Source organism: Streptomyces sp. NRRL F-525 (assembly GCF_000716605.1).
In the GTDB taxonomy this organism is placed as follows: Bacteria; Actinomycetota; Actinomycetes; order Streptomycetales; family Streptomycetaceae; genus Streptomyces.
Genome location: NZ_JNXE01000013.1, coordinates 141,743 through 160,018, shown reverse-complemented (window position 1 = coordinate 160,018; position 18,276 = coordinate 141,743). Strand labels below are relative to the sequence as shown.

Below are 18,276 nucleotides of genomic sequence, written 5' to 3'. Positions count from 1 at the left end.
GGTCGCCAGGCGACCGATGTCTTCGCGGAGCGGTACGAAGGCTCTGCCGTGGGTGAGGCGTGAAAGTGTGACACTTTGGGGCGATGTGTAACGCTTCTACGGGGAGGGTCTCCTCCGGCGGGGGGCGGCGATCTCACGCGGCAACGCGCCCCGGCACACCTGACATCAGCTCGAACCACACGACCTTGCCCTGCGCCGGCCCCATCGCGAAGCTCCCCCAGGCATCAGCACAGAGCTCCACGAGGGCGAGCCCACGACCACCTTCGGCATACGGCTCCGGACAGCCCGTCGGGTACGGCACCAGAAAACCCGTGTCCCAGACGCTGGCCCGCAGCCGCTTGTCGGCCCACTTGAGGCTGAGGGAGGCGGGGCCGGGTGCGTGGCGCCACGTGTTGGTGAGGAGTTCGGAGGTCAACAGGACGGCGGTGTCGGCGAGTTCGGGGAGGGCGTGACGGGCGAGGACGGAGCGGACGGTGTCGCGGGCGATGGCGGGGGCGAGGGGGTCGTGGGGGACGCGGAGGGTGTAGCGCCACTCGGAGGGGGGTTCGGGCAGGCGTTCGTCCATGGCAACTCCTGGGCTACAGACGGAGATTGACGGCCCTGTGATCGGCCAGGCACTCACCGTAGGGCAGGGCGGGAAACATCTGCTACCACTTCGCGCTATTTCGTCTACGACTAGACCCGATCGTGTGGCGCGGGCAAGACTGTCGCCCATGCCACCGAGGACATCGCCGACCCTGCGACAGCTGCGACTGGGTACCGAACTGCGGCGCATGCGTGAGCAGTCGGGGCTCAGCATCAACGAAGCGGCCACCGCACTCGGCGTCAGCCGCACGCACATCACCAACGTGGAGCTGGCCCGCTTCGGAGTGAGCGAGCAGCGGGTGCGTACCCTCGCCGGGATCTATCGCACACCGGACGAGTCGTACGTCGACGCCCTGGTCGGCATGGCCCAGGACCGCAGACCCGGATGGTGGGAGGAGTATCGCGGCACCCTCGCCACGGGGGCACTGGATCTCGCCGAGCTGGAATTCCACGCGGTGAACCTGCGCATGTTCGCTCTGGTGCACGTGCCGGGCCTGCTCCAGACCGAGGAGTACGCCCGTGCCGTACTGGCAGAGCGGGTGCCGCCCTGGCCCGGCGCCGAGCTGCGCCGACGGCTCTCGTACCGGATGAAGCGGCGCGACATCCTCGACCGGGACGATCCGCCCGCGTGCACGTTCTTCCTCCACGAGGCGGCGCTACGGCTGCACTTCGGCAGCCCCGACATCATGCGCGCGCAGTTGAAGGAGCTGGTCGAAGCCTCACGCCGACGGAACGTCACCGTACGAGTCATCCCGTTCAGCGCGGGCGGCTTTCCGGTGCCCGGACTCACCATGTCGTACCTGTCCGGCCCTGTGCCCCAGCTCGACAGCGTGCAGCTCGACACCGCGATCGGCGCCGAATTCCTCGATGCGCCCACCCAGTTGGCGAACTACCGTGTGCTCGTGGAGCGCATCACCAAGGCCGCGCTTCCACAGAAGGAGTCACGCGAGTTCATCCACTCCGTGGCACAGAGCATCTGAAGGCGGGAACATGCCCAGGTTCACTTGGCAGAAGTCGTCCTACTCCGGTTCGGCGGACAACAACTGCGTCGAACTCGCGGCATCGGACACCACCCTCGCCCTCCGCGAAAGCGACAATCCCACGGTCGTGCTCCGCACCCACCGCCCCCAACTCACCGCCCTCCTTGGGCACATCAGGACCACCACGGCCCGTACCGACTCTGCGTGAAAGAGGTTGGGGACATGTCCGAGATCGCCTGGCAGAAGTCGTCCTACTCCGGCTCGGGAGAGACGAACTGCGTTGAAATCGGCGCCACTCCACACACCCTCGCCCTCCGCGAAAGCGACGCCCCCACCACCGTGCTCCACACCGACCACCCCCAACTCACCGCCCTCCTAAGGCACATCAAGACCACCACCCCCCGCCGATAACCAGTTGCCCCAGCTCGCACACCTCCCCGTACCGTCACCCCGTGACAGAACCGGAAACCGAGACGCAGACCCTCCTCTCCGCCTACGACAACCAGCTGCGCGCCACCCCACCCACCCCGCCCGCCGGAGTGACGTACGAGAAGGACGGGCCTCTGCTACGGATCGTCGGGCAGTTCCGGGGGTTCGTGAGCGGCCCGCACGACCTGGGGGTGGAGGGACCGGAACTGGACGAACTCATCGCCAGGCAGCGGGAGTTCTTCGCGGCGCGCGGGGAGGGCGTGGAGTGGAAGACCCGCTCCCATGACGTACCCGCCGACCTCACCGACCGGCTGCGCGCCGCGGGGTTCGTGCCCGAGGAACAGGAGACCGTGCTGATCGGGCTGGCCGAGGAGATGGCCGTACGGGAGCCGGTGCTGCCGGACGGGGTCACGATCCGTCGGGTCACCGCCGTGGCGGATCTGCGGCGGATCGGTGCCCTGCAGTCGGCCATCTGGGACATGGACCTGAACTGGCTGGCCACCGACCTGCTCGGCCGGATCGCCGCCGCTCCGGAGGAGATGGCCGTGTACGCCGTGGAGGCGGAGGGCGAGATGGTCTCCGCGGCCTGGCTCGCCTTCCGGCCGGGGACGGAGTTCGCGAACATGCTGGGCGGCTCGACGGTCGCCGAGTGGCGCGGCAAGGGCATCTACCGCGCCCTCGTCGCCGTACGGGCCGCTCTCGCCGTCGCCCGCGGAGTGCCGTATCTGCAGGTGGACGCCTCGGACGACAGCGCGCCGATCCTGCGTCGGCTGGGGTTCCGGGCGATCACGACGACCACGCCGTACGTGTGGTCACCCGAGCAACCGACCGGCCAGAGCGCCGACTTGGCATCCGGGGATCAGACGAGGACCTGAACGCGGGGAGCCGGCTGGGGAGTCAGGCCTCCGCGGCCTCAACCCGAGCCGCCACAGGCACCCGTGCCGTCCGGTTCACCCGCGCCGTCCGCGCCCAGCGCCGTATCAGCGGCCAGGTCGCGACGCCTATCGTCAGGGAGATCAGGTGGCCCCAGTTCGTCATGGGGTCGGTGAACGCGATCAGGTCGGTGACCAGTGACCAGCCGAACAGGGTGATCAGCGGGAGGCCGAGCCACGGTCGGAGCAGGCCGGACAGCGCTCCTATGCTCGTCGCCACGCCGAAGCTGATGCCGTAGTCGAGGCGGTGGAGGGAGCTGTCGGGGAGGTGGCCCACCAACACCGCGATTCCCACGGTCCCTTCGGTCGCCAGCGTGGCCACTATGTGCCCGAAGAGGAAGACGCCGGCCGCCCGTACCCCGCCGATCCTGCGTTCCAGCGCGGTCAGCACCAGCAGGAACAGGAACGCGTACGGCGACACCATCCCGCCGACGATCCACAGCGCGGACGCGACCAGCACGAGGAACGGGTCGCGGAGGAGGTGGGTGACGTCCGTGCTGGACGCCTGGTGCAGCTCGTTCACGAAGGTGGGATCGGCGTACTGCGCGACGAGTGAGGTGACGACGAGCAGCACGCCGTAGCAGAAGGTGAACGGTGTCCCGGTGGGTGTCGGCAGGAGGCGCCAGGGGCGGACGCGGCGCAGCGCGGTCACAACGTACGGCTCGCCAGGAACGGCGGGGGTGGACGCCGAGACGGAGACCGCCGCCGGGGTCGGAGTGCCGAACCTCAACTCCCCGGCCCCGTCCAGCACTTCCCGCTGTCTCGGCATCGCGTCCAGCAGACCGGGGTCGTCGACCAAGGGGCCGCCCGAAGGCGTGGCGGAGGCCTGGGTGTCGGCCGTCGCGATCCGTTCCACGGTGAGGCGCTCCTTCCGGTTCACACCCCACCCTTCGCCGTCCCACCAGCCGCTGTCTATGACCGACGCCACGCGAGAGCCGATTCACAGCAACCTGAAAGCCTTCTTGCGCGTCCGCAGGTACCTTGCACCCGGACGTGTTCACCCTGGGTTAATTCGGCTGCACGATCCGGTGAAACTGCCAGGATGTCGTGCATGACCACCGCGTACGACGCCCCTGTTGTCCTGGACCGTCGCGAGGGCCCTTACGGCGAGGTCGTGCTGCGCCGGCACGGGGAGTTGCTCCAGATCATCGCCAACGGGTGCTTCCTGATGGACACTTCGGACGGGCGGTCGGAGCGGCTGCTGGTCGACGCCGCACGCGACGCCCTCGACTCGCGCCCCGAACCGCACGTGTTGATCGGCGGACTCGGCGTCGGCTTCTCGCTCGCGCATGCCGCCGCCGACTCCCGCTGGGGCCACATCACGGTCGTCGAACGGGAACCCGCGATCGTCGAATGGCACCGTTCAGGGCCCCTGTCGGCGCTCTCCGCGGCCGCTCTCGCCGATCCGCGGACCGAAATTGTGAAAACGGATCTAGTCGCATTCGTCCATGAGACTTGCGCCACTTTCGACGCGCTCTGTCTCGACATCGACAACGGCCCCGGCTGGACCGTCACCGAGGGCAACGACAGCCTCTACTCACCGGCCGGACTGGCAAGCTGCGCAAGGGTGTTGAGACCGGGTGGGGTACTCGCCGTATGGTCGGCGCGGCCCTCTCCGGAATTTGAGCGAACCTTATGGAATGCCGGGTTCCAACAGGTGCGTACCGAAGAGATCCCGGTTGCCCGAGGAGTTCCCGACGTCGTGCACCTCGCCGTACGACCTGGATAGCAAAGGCGACGTCACTCCCCGTACTCTGCTTCCCTGACGCCGATCATTCAAGCGTCAAGCGCAGTCATGGGATCACCCCACTGGTTCCGGAAAGCACACTTCAGGGGCGGGCGATGGAGCAGACACACACCTCCCACAACGGTACGGCCACGGCCACGCCGGGCGCGCAGCGCCGGGTGCTGGTGGTCGAGGACGACCCGACGATCGTCGACGCCATCGCGGCCCGTCTGCGCGCCGAGGGATTTCTCGTGCAGACCGCGGGCGACGGGCCGTCGGCCGTCGACACCGCCGAGGCCTGGCAGCCCGATCTGCTGATCCTCGACATCATGCTGCCCGGCTTCGACGGACTGGAGGTCTGCCGCCGTGTGCAGGCCGCCCGTCCGGTGCCGGTGCTGATGCTCACCGCGCGCGACGACGAGACCGACATGCTGGTCGGGCTCGGGGTCGGCGCCGACGACTACATGACCAAGCCGTTCTCGATGCGGGAGCTGGCGGCGCGCGTGCACGTCCTGCTGCGCCGGGTGGAGCGTGCCGTGGTGGCCGCGTCCACCCCGCGCTCGGGCATCCTGCGCCTCGGCGAGCTGGAGATCGACCACGCGCAGCGCCGGGTACGGGTGCGCAGCGAGGACGTCCATCTCACGCCCACCGAGTTCGACCTGCTGGTCTGCCTGGCGAACACCCCGCGTGCCGTGCTCTCGCGCGAGCAGCTGCTCGCCGAGGTGTGGGACTGGGCGGACGCCTCCGGCACCCGCACGGTCGACAGCCACATCAAGGCGCTGCGCCGGAAGATCGGCGCCGAGCGGATCCGCACGGTGCACGGCGTGGGCTACGCGCTGGAGACTCCGACGCCATGAGCGACGGGCCGACGTCACGGAGGAGCCCCGGGGAGCCCTGGGGCGGCGTACGCCCGTTCTCGATCAAGACCAAGCTGGGCGCGCTGGTCGTCATCGCGGTGCTCATCACCACCGGTCTGATGATGATCGCCATGCGCACGGCGACGGAGCTGCGCTTCATCACGGTCTTCTCGATGATCGCCACACTGCTGATAACGCAGTTCGTGGCGCATTCGCTCACCGCGCCGCTGGACGAGATGAACACGGTGGCCCGGTCGATCTCGCACGGTGACTACACGCGCCGGGTGCGCGAGAACCGCCGTGACGAACTGGGCGACCTGGCCGCGACGATCAACGTCATGGCTGACGAGCTGGAGGCCCAGGAGCGCCAGCGCAAGGAACTCGTCGCGAACGTCTCGCACGAGCTGCGCACCCCCATCGCGGGCCTGCGCGCCGTCCTGGAGAACGTCGTCGACGGCGTCTCGGCCGCCGACCCGGAGACCATGCGGACGGCGCTGAAGCAGACGGAGCGGCTCGGGCGGCTCGTCGAGACGCTGCTGGACCTCTCCCGGCTGGACAACGGCGTCGTACCGCTGAAGACCCGCCGCTTCGAGGTGTGGCCGTATCTCTCGGGCGTGCTCAAGGAGGCCAACATGGTCGCCTCCGCGCGCGCGGGCATCGCGTCGGGCTCGGGGAGTCACACGCGCACCGACGTCCATCTGCACCTGGACGTGTCCCCGCCGGAGCTGACCGCGCTCGCCGACCCGGAGCGCATCCACCAGGTCGTCGCCAACCTGATCGACAACGCGGTCAAGCACAGCCCCGCGCACGGCCGGGTGACGGTGAAGGCGCGGCGCGGGTCGCTGCCGGAGTCGCTGGAGCTGGAGGTCCTGGACGAGGGGCCCGGCATCCCGAAGGCGCAGTGGGCGCACATCTTCGAGCGGTTCAACCGGGGAGCGGTCAGCTCGCCGCACGGACCGGGCAGCGACGGCGGTACGGGCCTCGGCCTGGCGATCGCCCGCTGGGCGGTGGATCTGCACGGCGGCCGGATCGGTGTGGCCGAATCCGACCGTGGCTGCCGGATCATCGTCACCCTCCCAGGACTGTCTTCCGTGCCAAGTTGACGTAAAGTTCGAACCGGAGCCCCAAGATCCACGAATGCCCGCGCTGACGGACACGTGTGATCAGGCACAGGCCCGCGCCATCGGCGCGTCCGGCCCGCATCGACGCGCCCCTTCCGTAGCGGAACCACGCTTGTTTCCCGCCATTTCAGCGCTCGAAACACACTTTCCGATGTGACTTACGCGACGATGGACCGGCCCGACCTGACCTTGGCCGTCATGGGGGCGTAGCCTTAATTCCCGCTGTCCATCACCTTGTGAAGCGGAAGAGGGCGGTTGCCGCCGTGTCGTCACAGTCCCCCAGTAACTCGACCATCTCGACCGAGTCCGACCAAGCCGCGGGTAAGAATCCCGCGGCGGCGTTCGGGCCCAACGAGTGGCTCGTCGACGAGATCTATCAGCAGTACCTCCAGGATCCGAACTCGGTAGACCGAGCCTGGTGGGACTTCTTCGCCGACTACAAGCCGGGCGCGGCTGCCGCCCCGACCTCGACTTCGGCGGGTACTGCGGCCGCGGGGGCCGTAGGAACCACCCCGGCCCCGGCGGCACCCGCCGCCCCGGCCCCGGCTCCGGCCGCTCCTGCCGCACCCGCGCCCACCGCTCCGGCGGTCCCCGCGCCGGCGCCCGCAGCCGCCGCTCCGGCGCCGGTGAAGGCCGTAGCCCCGGCTCCGGCCCCTGCGAAGGCGGCGGCCCCGGCCGCTCAGCCGAAGAAGGCGGAGCCCGCGGCCGAGGCCTCCGGTGGCCCGGAGTTCATCACGCTGCGCGGTCCCGCCGCCGCGGTCGCGAAGAACATGAACGCGTCGATCGAGGTCCCCACCGCCACGTCGGTGCGCGCGGTCCCGGTCAAGCTGCTCTTCGACAACCGCATCGTCATCAACAACCACCTGAAGCGTGCCCGGGGCGGGAAGATCTCCTTCACCCACCTCATCGGCTACGCGATGGTGCAGGCCATCAAGGCCATGCCGTCGATGAACTACTCCTTCCAGGAGAAGGACGGCAAGCCGACCCTGGTCAAGCCGGAGCACGTCAACTTCGGTCTCGCCATCGACCTGGTGAAGCCGAACGGCGACCGCCAGCTCGTCGTCGCCGGCATCAAGAAGGCCGAGACGCTGAACTTCTTCGAGTTCTGGCAGGCCTACGAGGACATCGTCCGCCGCGCCCGCGACGGCAAGTTGACGATGGATGACTTCACGGGCGTCACCGTGTCGTTGACCAACCCCGGCGGCCTCGGCACCGTCCACTCCGTGCCGCGCCTGATGCCCGGTCAGTCGGTCATCATGGGCGTCGGCTCGATGGACTACCCGGCCGAGTTCCAGGGCACGAGCCAGGACACCCTCAACAAGCTCGGCATCTCGAAGGTCATGACGCTCACGTCGACCTACGACCACCGGGTCATCCAGGGCGCCGCCTCCGGCGAGTTCCTGCGGATCGTCGCGAACCTCCTGCTCGGCGAGAGCGGCTTCTACGACGAGATCTTCGAGGCGCTGCGCATCCCGTACGAGCCGGTCCGCTGGCTCAAGGACATCGACGCGTCGCACGACAACGACGTGACGAAGGCCGCCCGCGTCTTCGAGCTGATCCACTCCTACCGGGTCCGCGGCCACGTCATGGCCGACACCGACCCGCTGGAGTACCGCCAGCGCAAGCACCCCGACCTGGACATCACCGAGCACGGCCTCACCCTGTGGGACCTGGAGCGGGAGTTCGCGGTCGGCGGCTTCGCCGGCAAGTCCCTGATGAAGCTGCGCGACATCCTCGGCGTGCTGCGCGACTCCTACTGCCGCACCACCGGCATCGAGTTCATGCACATCCAGGACCCGAAGCAGCGCAAGTGGATCCAGGACCGCATCGAGCGCTCGCACTCCAAGCCGGAGCGCGAGGAGCAGCTGCGCATCCTGCGCCGCCTGAACGCGGCGGAGGCCTTCGAGACCTTCCTGCAGACGAAGTACGTCGGCCAGAAGCGCTTCTCGCTCGAAGGCGGCGAGTCGGTCATCCCGCTGCTCGACGCGGTCATCGACAGCGCGGCCGAGTCGCGCCTCGACGAGGTCGTCATCGGCATGGCCCACCGCGGCCGCCTGAACGTGCTCGCGAACATCGTCGGCAAGTCGTACGCCCAGATCTTCCGGGAGTTCGAGGGCAACCTCGACCCGAAGTCGATGCACGGCTCCGGCGACGTGAAGTACCACCTGGGCGCCCAGGGCACCTTCACCGGCCTGGACGGCGAGCAGATCAAGGTCACCCTCGCGGCGAACCCGTCCCACCTGGAGACGGTCGACCCGATCATCGAGGGCATCGTCCGTGCCCGCCAGGACATCATCAACAAGGGCGGCACGGACTTCACGGTCCTCCCGCTCGCCCTGCACGGTGACGCGGCCTTCGCGGGCCAGGGCGTGGTCGCCGAGACGCTCAACATGTCGCAGCTGCGCGGCTACCGCACCGGCGGCACGATCCACATCGTCATCAACAACCAGGTCGGCTTCACGGCGGCTCCCGAGTCGTCGCGTTCCTCGATGTACGCCACGGACGTGGCCCGCATGATCGAGGCCCCGATCTTCCACGTGAACGGCGACGACCCCGAGGCCGTCGTCCGCGTCGCGCGCCTGGCCTTCGAGTTCCGCCAGGCGTTCAACAAGGACGTGGTGATCGACCTCATCTGCTACCGCCGCCGCGGTCACAACGAGTCGGACAACCCGGCCTTCACCCAGCCCCTGATGTACGACCTGATCGACAAGAAGCGCTCGGTGCGCAAGCTGTACACCGAGTCGCTGATCGGTCGCGGCGACATCACCCTTGAGGAAGCCGAGCAGGCGCTCCAGGACTACCAGGGCCAGCTGGAGAAGGTCTTCACGGAGGTCCGCGAGGCCACCGCGCAGCCCGGCGCCGCCCCGATGTCGGACCCGCAGGCCGAGTTCCCGGTCGCGGTCAACACGGCGATCTCCTCCGAGGTCGTCAAGCGCATCGCCGAGTCCCAGGTCAACATCCCGGACAACTTCCACGTCCACCCGCGTCTGCTGCCCCAGCTGCAGCGCCGGGCGACGATGGTCGAGGACGGGACGATCGACTGGGGCATGGGCGAGACGCTGGCGATCGGTTCGCTGCTGCTCGAAGGCACGCCTGTCAGGTTGTCCGGCCAGGACTCCCGCCGAGGCACGTTCGGCCAGCGCCACGCGGTCCTCATCGACCGGCAGACGGGCGAGGACTACACCCCGCTCCAGTACCTCTCCGAGGAGCAGGCGCGCTACAACGTCTACGACTCGCTCCTCTCCGAGTACGCGGTCATGGGCTTCGAGTACGGCTACTCGCTGGCCCGCCCCGACGCGCTCGTGATGTGGGAGGCGCAGTTCGGCGACTTCGTCAACGGCGCGCAGTCCGTGGTCGACGAGTACATCTCGGCGGCGGAGCAGAAGTGGGGCCAGACGTCCGGCGTCACGCTCCTGCTCCCGCACGGCTACGAGGGCCAGGGCCCGGACCACTCCTCCGCGAGGGTCGAGCGCTTCCTCCAGCTCTGCGCGCAGAACAACATGACGGTCGCGATGCCGACCCTCCCGTCGAACTACTTCCACCTCCTGCGGTGGCAGGTGCACAACCCGCACCACAAGCCGCTGGTGGTCTTCACCCCGAAGTCGATGCTGCGCCTCAAGGCCGCCGCGTCGAAGACGGAGGAGTTCACGACGGGCGCGTTCCGCCCGGTCATCGGCGACGCGACGGTGACGGACCCCGCGGCCGTCCGCAAGGTCGTCTTCGTCACCGGCAAGCTGTACTACGACCTCGAGGCCGAGCGCACCAAGCGCGGCACCACGGACGTGGCGATCATCCGCGTCGAGCGCCTGTACCCGCTGCCGGGTGCGGAGCTCCAGGCGGAGGTCAACAAGTACCCGAACGTCGAGAAGTACCTGTGGGCCCAGGAGGAGCCGGCGAACCAGGGCGCGTGGCCCTTCATCGCCCTCAACCTGATCGACCACCTGGACCTGGCGGTCGGCGCGGATGTTCCTCACGGGGAGCGGCTGCGGCGGATCTCGCGTCCGCACTCGTCGTCTCCGGCGGTGGGTTCGGCGAAGCGGCACCAGGCCGAGCAGGAGCAGTTGGTGCGTGAGGTGTTCGAGGCGTAAGCGCCCCGAACTGTCGTACGCGGCCGGGCCGCACCCCCACTCCAGGGGTGCGGCCCGGCCGTTTGCGCGCACTTATCCTTGACCCATGTACTTCACGGACCGTGGCATCGAGGAACTGGAGAAGCGACGCGGCGAGGAAGAGGTCACCTTCGAGTGGCTGGCCGAGCAGCTCCGCACCTTCGTCGACCTGAACCCGGACTTCGAGGTCCCGGTCGAACGCCTGGCGACCTGGCTGGCCCGCCTGGACGACGAGGACGACGACGAGTAGTTCCTACGACGGTCCCGCCGGGGCGTGTCAGTCGCGCGGGCGGGCGAAGTCGTAGGCGAGGCCCAGCGCCCCGTGGGCCAGGAGCAGCGCCCCCGCGACGATCCAGCCTCCGCTACGGCGTCGTAGGCCCCAGGTCGTGAGCGGGAGGCCAGCCGCCATCTGGGTCAGGGCCAGGGCGCGTGCTCTGGGGGTGCCGGACCAGGGCATCCAGGGACCGAGGCGGCTGCTGTCGACGGCGTCGAGTTCCGCGCGGACGGCCTCGCGCCAGCCCGCCCATTCGACCTGTCGGGCGTCGGGGCGGACGCGGGCGATCTCCCGGAGGCGGTCGGCGGGTTCGCCCGGGGTGAGGCCGGTGGGCAGGGCTACTCCCGCGCGCGTGAGGACCGCCAGGAGGCCCCGGAGGCGGGCGCGGGCGTCGGCTTCGGGGTCCGGTTTCGTGAGCTCGTCCAGGGACTGCAGGTCCAGTACGGGGTCCAGGCCGAGGCGGGCCGCGAAGGTGCGCATCGCCTCGTCCTCGCCTGCCGGGGTGCCGTCGGTGAGCCAGACGTAGCCGACGGGGCGGCGGAAACCCGAGGCCAGGGTGTAGCCCGCGCGGTCGGCGTCCCACCACAGGGCGAGTACCGGCCAGGGGGCGCCGACGGCGAGCGCGGTGGCCCAGCCGGTGAGGACGCGGTCGACCGGTTCCTCGCCATGCAGCCAGGGTTTGCCCTCGGGGACGAGCACGCTCCAGTCGTCGCCCGCGCCGGTCAGCAGCATGCGTTCGCGGAGCGGGTGGGCCGCCTGGGCGACGGAGTCGGGGTCGGCCCGGCAGAGCAGCAGGGCGCCCGGGGTGGCACCGGTCCAGTGTCTGGCCTGCGGCTTCTCCGTCGACATGGTCACACGTTAGGGCAATGCGCCCATTTCCGCCGTTTGTTCGAAGTCCCGTGATCACCTAAACGAGTGTCTTGACTTTCCCCATCCACGATATATCGTGTTTCACGGAAGACGCGATATGGCGCGTCATGTTCCGTCCGGTTCGGCCGAGGAGGTCTGCATCATGTCCGAGTGGTCCGTCGCAGAGCCCAGGAAGCTCACGTTCGACGCGCCCGTGAGCGATCTCCGTGTGCGCATCGTCAACGGAACGGTGAACGTCGTGGGGACGGACGAGGGTTCCGCCCGTCTGGAGATCTCCGAGATCGACGGGCCGCCACTGGTGGTGACCCAGGAGCACGGCACGCTGACGGTGGCGTACGAGGACCTCCCCTGGAAGGGCTTCCTCAAGTGGCTCGACCGGAAGGGCTGGCGGCGCAGCGCGGTGGTCTCCCTGGCCGTCCCCGCGAGCACCCGGGTCGAGGTCGGGGTGGTCGGCGCGGCTGCCGTCGTCTCCGGGATCAGCGGGCCTTCGGTGGTGAGGGGGGTCACCGGCGACACGACCCTCGTCAGCCTCTCCGGATCGGTCCGCGCCGAGACGGTCTCCGGGAACCTGGAGGCACAGGCCGTCACCGGCGACCTCCGCTTCAACTCCGTCTCCGGCGACCTCACCGTCGTCGAGGGCTCGGGCCCGTCCGTGCGTGCCGAGTCGGTGAGCGGCTCGATGATCGTGGACCTCGACCCGGACGGCCCGACCGACGTCCGGCTGACGAACGTCTCGGGCGAGATCGCCATCCGGCTGCCGCACCCGGCGGACGCGGACGTCGAGGCCAACACGGCGAGCGGTTCGATCTCCAACGCCTTCGACGGACTGCGGGTGCACGGCCAGTGGGGTGCCCACAAGATCACCGGTCGGCTGGGCGCGGGCACCGGGAAGCTGCGCGCGACGACCGTCTCCGGTTCGATCGCGCTGCTGCGGCGCCCGGCGACGGAGGACGAGGGCGACGGGCCGTGGGACGGGGACACGGAGGCGACCGCCACCGCGACGCGGGCCGACAAGACACCTCGGCCCGACATGAGGAAGGTGCCCGACGTTACGGCAGTGCCCGACGCTACGGCGGTGCCCGACGCTACGGCGGTCCCCGATGTGGCGACGGAGCCCGAGGACAGCGCGCCGGGCGACACGGCTGAGGATGCGGGGCCCGAGGTGAAGGGGCGGCCGGACTCGTCGGGCGCCCCTGCGGACGCGCCCGCGCCTGGCGCTGCGGACGACATCGCCGGGGAGCCGGGCCCCTGGGAGACCAGGGCTCCGGATGCTTCGGACGGCGCTTCCGGTGCCCCTGTGGACGGGGCTCAGGGCGACTCGGGGGACAATTCCGTTTCCGGCCCGGGCGGTGCTTCCGGCACCGACGCGGCCGACGGCACGACCGACAAGAAGGTGCTCTGACATGCCTCCCGTCTTCGCCCACGGCCGCCTCCGCCTCTACCTGCTGAAGCTGCTGGACGAGGCCCCCCGACACGGCTACGAGGTCATCCGCCTCCTGGAGGAGCGCTTCCAGGGGCTGTACGCACCGTCGGCGGGCACGGTCTACCCGCGGCTCTCCAAGCTGGAGGCCGAGGGCCTGGTCACCCACACCACCGAGGGCGGCCGCAAGGTGTACGCCATCACGGACGCCGGCCGCGCCGAACTGGCCGACCGCAGCGGCGAGTTGGCCGACCTGGAGCTGGAGATCCGCGAGTCGGTCGCCGAACTCGCCGCCGAGATCCGAGCCGACGTCCGGGGCGCGGCGGGCGACCTGCGCCGCGAGATGCGCGCGGCGGCCACGGAGGCCCGGCAGGGCGCCAGGACCGGGCGCGGCCGGACGGGCGAACACGACTCCCCCGCCGGGGACTTCACGGACTTCGGTGACAAGGAGTCGTGGCGCGCCGCCAAGGAGGAGATGCGCCGCGCCAAGCAGGAGTGGAAGGAACAGGCCCGCCGCGCCAAGGACGAGAGCCGACGAGCCCGCGAGGAGGCCCAGCAGGCCCGGCGCCAGGCCAAGGAGGCACAGGCGCGGGCATGGGCGCAGGCCCAGGAGGAGATGCAGCGCATCGGCCGCCAGGTCCAGGAGCACGCGCAGGACCACTTCGCACGCGGCGACTGGCCCACGGGGGTACGGGAGAGCCTGACCGAACTGGCCAAGGAATTCGGCGACTTCGGGAAGGAGTTCGGCAAGGACTTCGGGTTCGGACGACCGGGCACGGGTGCGGGTTCCGGTGCGGGGGCAGGTGCCGGTGCCGGTGCCGGTGCCGGCAAGTCGGCCTCGGGACCGGCCGCTCCGTCGGCACCCGAGTACAGCCAGACCCCGGAGGACTTCCCCGCCGAGTACGAACCGACGTGGGCCCACGAGGACTCCACCGGTGAACCGGCCCGCGATCTGGACCGGCTCCTCGACCGCTTCCGGGACGACATCCGTGACGCGGCCCGCGACCACGGCGTCACCGAGGACCAACTCCGCGACACCCGCCGCCACTTGTCCGCGGCGGCGGCACACATCGGGGCGGTACTGCGCGGCGGCCGCAAGGCCTGACCCGACGCCACGAACCGCAGGTGGTGCGCCCAGGAATCAAACCCCAGGCGCACCACCCCGCCGCGCGGGTCTCCGGACCCGGCAGGTCTCCAGACCTCTCAGCCCGCCGCCCTCGCCTCTCCCCCGCCGTACAGCACGCGCGTCACCGCCTCGTGGGTCACCCCGTGGTCGGCGAGCACCTCGCCCGGCACCCCGGGGAGGATGGTCAGGGCGAGGAGAAGGTGCTCGTCGCCGATGTGCCGGTCGCGGTGGGCGACGGCGATGCGCAGGGACTTCTCCAGGACGTTCTTGGCACCACGGCTGAAGGCACGGCGGCCCGACCACGACTCCTTGAACTTCCCGTCGCCTGACATCGCCCCGACGCCGTGCACCTCCTCGACCCGGGCGACGATCTCCGAGACGTCGATACCCAGCCCGGCGAGCGCGTCGGCCTCGGCCTGCGAGAGCCCCGCACGCCGACGCGCGTCGCCGAGAGCCTGTCGTACGGACTCCTTGCGTTCCTCGGGAGCGAGACCGAGGGCGGTCAGGGCGAAGGAGGCGCGGCTGCCCCGGCGGTCGAGGAGGGCCAGCAGCAGGTGCTCGGGGTCGACGGAACCGGGCCCCGACCGCTCGCGGTGCTCCACCGCGCCCCGCACCACGGCGCGGGCGTCCTTCGTGAACCGTTCGAACATCACTGCCTCCCGTACTTCTTGTGCACGGCCTGCCTGCTGACACCGAGTTCCGCGGCGATCTCCTGCCACGACCAGCCCTGGTTGCGCGCACTGCGCACCTGCACCGCCTCCAACTGCTCCACCAGCCTGCGCAGCGCGGAGACGGCACGCAGGCCGATCCGTGGATCACGGTCACCCGCGCGCTCGGCGAGATCCGTTGCTTCGGTCATGATGTCAACCTACGTTGACACGCCTCGCATGTCAACCAAAGTTGACAACCGGTACCGGCGAACGCGGTACCGAGGAACGCCAACGGCCGGCCCGGAGAACCGGACCGGCCGTCGAACCGAGTAACGGGAGGAAAGGGCTAGCCGTTGGTTAGGACGATCTTGCCGAACTGCCCGCCGGAGTCGAGCCGTTCGAAGCCCTCGCGGGCGCGGTCCATGGGCAGCACCTCGTCGATGACCGGCCGGACACCGGTGGTGGCGCAGAAGGCGAGCAGATCCTCCAGCTCGTCCTTGGTGCCCATGGTCGAGCCGACGACCTTGAGCTCGAGGAAGAAGATGCGGGTCAGTTCGGCGTGCGCGGGCCTGTCGCCGCTGGTGGCGCCGGAGATGACGATCGTGCCGCCGGGCTTCAGCGACTTGACCGAGTGGGACCAGGTGGCGGCGCCGACGGTCTCGATGACTGCGTCGACGCGCTGCGGCAGCCGCGCCCCCGGTTCCACCGCCTCCAGGGCACCGAGTTCCAGCGCCCGCTTCCGCTTGGCCTCGTCCCGGCTGGTCGCGAAGACGCGCAGGCCCGCCGCCTTGGCAAGCACGATGGCGGCCGTGGCGACGCCCCCGCCGGCACCCTGCACGAGCACCGAATCCCCGGGCCGTACACCGGAGTTGGTGAAGAGCATGCGGTACGCGGTGAGCCAGGCGGTGGGCAGACAGGCGGCTTCGGCGAAGGACAGTTCCTTGGGCTTAGGCAGGATGTTCCACGTCGGTACGGCGACCCGCTCGGCGAAGGTGCCCTGGTAGTGCTCGGTGAGGATGGAACGGGGTTCCTTGGGGCCGACGCCGTGACCGGTCTGGCCGATGACGGAGTGCAGGACGACCTCGTTGCCGTCCTCGTCGACACCGGCGGCGTCGCAGCCGAGGATCATCGGCAGCTTGTCCTCCGCGAGGCCGACGCCGCGCAGGGACCAGAGGTCGTGGTGGTTGAGGGAGGCGGCCCTGACGTCGACGACACTCCAGCCCGGCCGGGCCTCGGGGGCGGGACGCTCCCCCAACTCAAGGCCGGAGAGCGGCTGGTCGCGGTCGATTCGGGCGGCGTAGACGGCGAACATGCCCCCGACGATAGGCTCCGCCGGTTGACCAGGGAACTACCTCACGGTGTGACAGACGCCCTCTTGCCATCGGGTGCGGGGCATGGGGCCGCACCTCTGGGGGCTGCGCCCCCAGACCCCCGCTTCGGCCTGAACGGCCTCGTCCTCAATCGCCGGACGGGCTAGAGGACGGCAGGCACTCGCGGCCGCCGACCGACCCCACCCCCCACGGGCAACGTCCACCCCTCAGCCCCCCGCACGGGCGGGCGGGCGGGAAAGCTGTTCCCCCCACGGCCCGAGGCCGCCGACCGGCACAAGCCACCCACGGCAAACGCCCACCCTCCGAGTCACCCGAACGGGCGGGCGGGTGGGCAAAAAGCGGCCCCGCCCAAACGGACGGGGCCACCAGGGTCACCGACGGGCAACACCCTCCGCCCGCGCCGCCGCAGCAACCGCCGCCGTGACCGCAGGCGCCACCCGCTCGTCGAAGGGCGACGGGATGACATAGTCCGCGGCGAGGTCGTCCCCCACGACCCCGGCCAACGCCTCCGCCGCCGCGATCTTCATCCCCTCCGTGATCCGAGACGCCCGCACCTGCAACGCCCCCGCGAAGATCCCCGGAAACGCCAGCACGTTGTTGATCTGGTTCGGGAAGTCCGACCGCCCGGTGGCGACGACCGCCGCGTACTTGTGCGCCACATCCGGGTGCACCTCGGGATCCGGGTTGGCCATCGCGAAGACGAACGCGCCTTCGGCCATGGAAGCCACGGCGGGCTCCGGCACCGTACCCCCGGAAACCCCGATGAAGACGTCAGCACCTTCCAGCGCCGCCTCCAACGACCCCGAGATACCCGCCTTGTTGGTGAGCTCGGCGAGTTCCCGCTTGACCGGCGTGAGGTCGTCCCGGTCGCGCGAGACGACACCCTTGCGGTCGGCGACGGCGACATCGCCGAGCCCCGCCTCCAGCAGGAACTTGGCGATGGCCACGCCGGCCGCACCCGCGCCGGAGATGACGGCCCGCAGGTCGCCCAGCTCCCGCCCGGTCAGCTTCGCCGCGTTCCGCAGAGCGGCCAGCGTCACGATCGCCGTACCGTGCTGGTCGTCGTGGAAGACCGGGATGTCCAGCCGCTCCTGGAGCCGGCGCTCGATCTCGAAGCAGCGCGGCGCCGAGATGTCCTCCAGGTTGACACCCCCGAAGGAGGGCGCGAGCCGCACCACGGTCTCGATGATCTCGTCGACGCCGGTGCAAGCCAGCGCGATCGGCACCGCGTCCACGCCGCCGAACTGCTTGAACAGGATCGCCTTGCCCTCCATGACCGGGAGGGAGGCCTCGGGACCGATGTCGCCGAGTCCGAGCACGGCCGTACCGTCCGTCACGACGGCGACCACGGACGACTTCCACGTGTAGTCGTGGACGAGCTCCGGCTGCTCCGCGATCGCGGTGCACACACGCGCGACGCCGGGTGTGTACGCGAGGGACAGGTCGTCCTTGTCGCGGATCGGCACGGTGGCCTGCACGGCCATCTTGCCGCCGCGGTGCAGCGCGAACGCAGGATCGAAGGAATCGAGGGGCTCGGCCCCGCCGTCCTGATCCGTACTGCTGTCGCTGCGAGGATTGACGATCTCCGCTGCCACTTTGTCTTACCCCTTAAGTCTTCATTGATTTTGAGGGTGGCCACTCCCTGGTGAGGGGTGGGCGGGCACCGCGCAGGGCCCAGAAATTTGATGCGTACGAGCACCTGCGCGACGGGCGCGCCGCACACGCGCCCTGAGCCCCGGATGAGGGGTGTAAAGAACCTTCTTACCGGACGGACACCGCCGAGGACGAGTCCAATAGGCGCAAGGTCACATCTCGCCCGCCGAGGACGGAACGATGATCGATCACATCGTGAGACATGCCGAAGATCTT

At 69.8% G+C, this 18,276-nt stretch carries 17 protein-coding genes and 1 pseudogene; 11 read left to right on the top strand and 7 right to left on the bottom strand.

The genetic code is table 11. The features are described from left to right. Positions 1–133: 133 nt before the first annotated feature. Positions 134–565, bottom strand: coding sequence for an ATP-binding protein (locus OO69_RS20210; protein ID WP_033282118.1), 432 nt, complete (start codon positions 563–565; stop codon positions 134–136). Positions 566–713: 148 nt separating this feature from the next. Between OO69_RS20210 and OO69_RS20205 the strand changes: the two genes are divergently transcribed. From OO69_RS20205 to OO69_RS20190, 4 genes are read left to right on the top strand one after another with little or no spacing between them, the layout of a single operon-like run. Further along, entirely contained in the window at positions 714–1,565 is an 852-nt protein-coding gene (locus OO69_RS20205; protein ID WP_033282117.1) for a helix-turn-helix domain-containing protein, read from the top strand. Between the two features lie 10 nt (positions 1,566–1,575). Beyond that, positions 1,576–1,773, top strand: coding sequence for a DUF397 domain-containing protein (locus OO69_RS20200; RefSeq protein ID WP_033282116.1), 198 nt, complete (start codon positions 1,576–1,578; stop codon positions 1,771–1,773). Positions 1,774–1,787: 14 nt separating this feature from the next. Further along, positions 1,788–1,976, top strand: coding sequence for a DUF397 domain-containing protein (locus tag OO69_RS20195; protein ID WP_033282115.1), 189 nt, complete (start codon positions 1,788–1,790; stop codon positions 1,974–1,976). A gap of 41 nt (positions 1,977–2,017) precedes the next feature. Beyond that, positions 2,018–2,869: an acetyltransferase gene (locus OO69_RS20190; RefSeq protein WP_033282114.1), complete on the top strand. Its 852-nt coding sequence runs from the start codon at positions 2,018–2,020 to the stop codon at positions 2,867–2,869. 22 nt (positions 2,870–2,891) lie between these two features. On the opposite strand, the gene OO69_RS20185 is transcribed toward OO69_RS20190, so the two are convergent. Then, the gene (locus tag OO69_RS20185; protein ID WP_033282157.1) at positions 2,892–3,782 is read right to left on the bottom strand and encodes a rhomboid-like protein; all 891 of its coding nucleotides are present in this window, start codon (positions 3,780–3,782) and stop codon (positions 2,892–2,894) included. A gap of 195 nt (positions 3,783–3,977) precedes the next feature. Between OO69_RS20185 and OO69_RS20180 the strand changes: the two genes are divergently transcribed. From OO69_RS20180 to OO69_RS20160, 5 genes are all read left to right on the top strand, one after another. After that, a complete protein-coding gene (locus tag OO69_RS20180) occupies positions 3,978–4,655 on the top strand; it encodes a spermidine synthase (protein WP_033282113.1) in 678 nt (225 codons plus the stop codon). Positions 4,656–4,768: 113 nt separating this feature from the next. Further along, complete coding sequence (locus OO69_RS20175) at positions 4,769–5,509, top strand: response regulator transcription factor (RefSeq protein ID WP_033282112.1); 741 nt, start codon at positions 4,769–4,771, stop codon at positions 5,507–5,509. Further along, positions 5,506–6,612, top strand: a complete 1,107-nt coding sequence (locus tag OO69_RS20170; protein WP_033282111.1) for a sensor histidine kinase — start codon at positions 5,506–5,508, stop codon at positions 6,610–6,612. Before OO69_RS20175 ends, OO69_RS20170 begins: the two co-directional genes overlap by 4 nt. A 281-nt stretch (positions 6,613–6,893) precedes the next feature. Then, a complete protein-coding gene (locus OO69_RS20165) occupies positions 6,894–10,718 on the top strand; it encodes a multifunctional oxoglutarate decarboxylase/oxoglutarate dehydrogenase thiamine pyrophosphate-binding subunit/dihydrolipoyllysine-residue succinyltransferase subunit (protein WP_033282110.1) in 3,825 nt (1,274 codons plus the stop codon). Positions 10,719–10,803: 85 nt separating this feature from the next. Further along, positions 10,804–10,986, top strand: coding sequence for a DUF6104 family protein (locus OO69_RS20160; RefSeq protein ID WP_019075209.1), 183 nt, complete (start codon positions 10,804–10,806; stop codon positions 10,984–10,986). Between the two features lie 27 nt (positions 10,987–11,013). Here OO69_RS20160 and OO69_RS20155 read toward each other — a convergent pair whose 3' ends face one another. Continuing rightward, entirely contained in the window at positions 11,014–11,859 is an 846-nt protein-coding gene (locus OO69_RS20155) for a hypothetical protein (RefSeq protein ID WP_033282156.1), read from the bottom strand. A 163-nt stretch (positions 11,860–12,022) separates the two neighbouring features. Between OO69_RS20155 and OO69_RS20150 the strand changes: the two are divergent. Both OO69_RS20150 and OO69_RS20145 read left to right on the top strand, forming a co-directional pair. Then, positions 12,023–12,860 (top strand): annotated as a pseudogene (locus tag OO69_RS20150) (DUF4097 family beta strand repeat-containing protein); the annotation flags it as partial. 423 nt (positions 12,861–13,283) lie between these two features. After that, entirely contained in the window at positions 13,284–14,405 is a 1,122-nt protein-coding gene (locus tag OO69_RS20145; protein WP_033282109.1) for a PadR family transcriptional regulator, read from the top strand. 98 nt (positions 14,406–14,503) lie between these two features. Here the strand turns inward: OO69_RS20145 and OO69_RS20140 are convergent, their stop codons facing one another. The 4 genes from OO69_RS20140 to OO69_RS20125 form a co-directional block, all read right to left on the bottom strand. Next, entirely contained in the window at positions 14,504–15,076 is a 573-nt protein-coding gene (locus OO69_RS20140) for a Clp protease N-terminal domain-containing protein (protein WP_033282108.1), read from the bottom strand. Beyond that, a complete protein-coding gene (locus OO69_RS20135) occupies positions 15,076–15,285 on the bottom strand; it encodes a helix-turn-helix domain-containing protein (protein WP_033282107.1) in 210 nt (69 codons plus the stop codon). Before OO69_RS20135 ends, OO69_RS20140 begins: the two co-directional genes overlap by 1 nt. 137 nt (positions 15,286–15,422) lie before the next feature. Further along, positions 15,423–16,388 carry a zinc-binding dehydrogenase gene (locus OO69_RS20130; protein ID WP_033282106.1) on the bottom strand — a complete coding sequence of 322 codons (966 nt, stop codon included), beginning with the start codon at positions 16,386–16,388 and terminating at the stop codon, positions 15,423–15,425. 390 nt (positions 16,389–16,778) lie between these two features. Next, on the bottom strand, positions 16,779–18,002 hold the full coding sequence (locus OO69_RS20125; RefSeq protein WP_033282105.1) for an NAD(P)-dependent malic enzyme: 1,224 nt from the start codon (positions 18,000–18,002) through the stop codon (positions 16,779–16,781). Positions 18,003–18,276: the final 274 nt, after the last annotated feature.

Coding starts and splice junctions, on each gene's coding strand:
- OO69_RS20210 (WP_033282118.1), bottom strand. CDS start 565: ATGGACGAACGCCTGCCCGAACCCCCCTCCGAGTGGCGCTACACCCTC.
- OO69_RS20205 (WP_033282117.1), top strand. CDS start 714: ATGCCACCGAGGACATCGCCGACCCTGCGACAGCTGCGACTGGGTACC.
- OO69_RS20200 (WP_033282116.1), top strand. CDS start 1,576: ATGCCCAGGTTCACTTGGCAGAAGTCGTCCTACTCCGGTTCGGCGGAC.
- OO69_RS20195 (WP_033282115.1), top strand. CDS start 1,788: ATGTCCGAGATCGCCTGGCAGAAGTCGTCCTACTCCGGCTCGGGAGAG.
- OO69_RS20180 (WP_033282113.1), top strand. CDS start 3,978: ATGACCACCGCGTACGACGCCCCTGTTGTCCTGGACCGTCGCGAGGGC.
- OO69_RS20175 (WP_033282112.1), top strand. CDS start 4,769: ATGGAGCAGACACACACCTCCCACAACGGTACGGCCACGGCCACGCCG.
- OO69_RS20170 (WP_033282111.1), top strand. CDS start 5,506: ATGAGCGACGGGCCGACGTCACGGAGGAGCCCCGGGGAGCCCTGGGGC.
- OO69_RS20160 (WP_019075209.1), top strand. CDS start 10,804: ATGTACTTCACGGACCGTGGCATCGAGGAACTGGAGAAGCGACGCGGC.
- OO69_RS20155 (WP_033282156.1), bottom strand. CDS start 11,859: ATGTCGACGGAGAAGCCGCAGGCCAGACACTGGACCGGTGCCACCCCG.
- OO69_RS20145 (WP_033282109.1), top strand. CDS start 13,284: ATGCCTCCCGTCTTCGCCCACGGCCGCCTCCGCCTCTACCTGCTGAAG.
- OO69_RS20140 (WP_033282108.1), bottom strand. CDS start 15,076: ATGTTCGAACGGTTCACGAAGGACGCCCGCGCCGTGGTGCGGGGCGCG.
- OO69_RS20135 (WP_033282107.1), bottom strand. CDS start 15,285: ATGACCGAAGCAACGGATCTCGCCGAGCGCGCGGGTGACCGTGATCCA.
- OO69_RS20130 (WP_033282106.1), bottom strand. CDS start 16,388: ATGTTCGCCGTCTACGCCGCCCGAATCGACCGCGACCAGCCGCTCTCC.